The organism is Bradyrhizobium sp. P2_E8 (assembly GCF_056403875.1).
Genome location: NZ_JBFUES010001558.1, coordinates 1 through 1,131 on the forward strand (window position 1 = coordinate 1; position 1,131 = coordinate 1,131).

The following is a 1,131-nucleotide window of genomic DNA, read 5'->3' on the forward strand; positions in this document are numbered from 1 at the left end:
CGATCCGCGGTATCAAACTTTGCCGTAAGAATGCACTATTTGCAGGATCCGACGGCGGCGCCGAGCATTGGGCCGTCGTCGCGTCCCTGGTCGAGACCTGCAAGATCAACGACGTCGATCCGCTCGCCTACCTCACCGACGTCCTGACCAGGATCGTCAACGGACATCCAAACCGAGACATCGACCTGCTACTGCCCTGGGCCTACCGCGATCAAGCCCTCAAAGCCGTGGCCTGAGAACGACGCTTACCGGACTTGGACAAAAGGTCAGCGATGAGTTTACGATTCCGGTATGTCGGGCACATCACCGGGAGCTGCACCGAGCGGGCAAAGAACGAGATTGGTGGGAGAAAATCGGAGTTGATCCGCTGCCAGTTGCCCGAACCCTCTGGTTGGAAACTCATTCCGACGGCCGCATAATTGGCGCAAGCTAATCTTGCTGCAGAAAGGACTGGCAATCCCTCGCAATTGTAGCGTTACTGATCCGGCCGGACGCCGAAAACTGTGCCTTGCGCCGGCATCTCGCCTCGCTAACGTGAGGCTTTGGGCAGTGCGCTAAGCACAGCCGACTCGCGGCACGGTGTAAGTGCGCTTTTTAAGCCGTTGCGAAAGGAAAGCTGCTGACCGATTGGCCTGGGGAAGCTCAGCGTATCCGCGCGGGGGCTCGACACCTCACTCCGCGACCAGAACACTGGCTACTTGCGAAACGAAGCCTCAATACCAACCCCGGAGCTTCGCCTCATTGACTTCCTCAACGGCAGAATCATTGAGGATTGGGCCACGGCGGCGCTCGGCCTTTATAGGCCGCGGTGCCAATCAAGCTTCCACTACGATCCGCGGCAAGATCCTCAAGCAGCACTTCTGTAGTTCATTTCTGCCGAAACGCATGATTGAACGACATCACCAGCGGTCCGACGATATAGTCGAACGCGGTTCGCTGAATGGTCGGAATCATCACGGTTGCCGGCATGCCGGGATAGAGCCGAATATTGGGCATGGTTGCAAGCTCGCTCTCATCGATCCGGACGAACGCCACATAATAGGGATTATTGGTCTTGGGATCGGTCAAACGGTCAGCCGACACCTGAATGACGTCGCCATGAATGATCGGAACAATGCGCTGCTTGTAGGC

2 protein-coding genes are annotated in these 1,131 nt (G+C 57.3%); one reads left to right on the forward strand and one right to left on the reverse strand.

What is annotated here, in order from left to right:
* Nucleotides 1–236, forward strand: a 236-nt coding sequence (locus AC1D00_RS42280; RefSeq protein WP_477014799.1) for a transposase domain-containing protein, incomplete at its 5' end; no start/stop codon positions are given.
* A gap of 631 nt (nt 237–867) precedes the next feature.
* Here AC1D00_RS42280 and AC1D00_RS42285 read toward each other — a convergent pair.
* Nucleotides 868–1,131, reverse strand: a 264-nt coding sequence (locus AC1D00_RS42285) for a beta-barrel domain-containing protein (RefSeq protein ID WP_477014800.1), incomplete at its 5' end; no start/stop codon positions are given.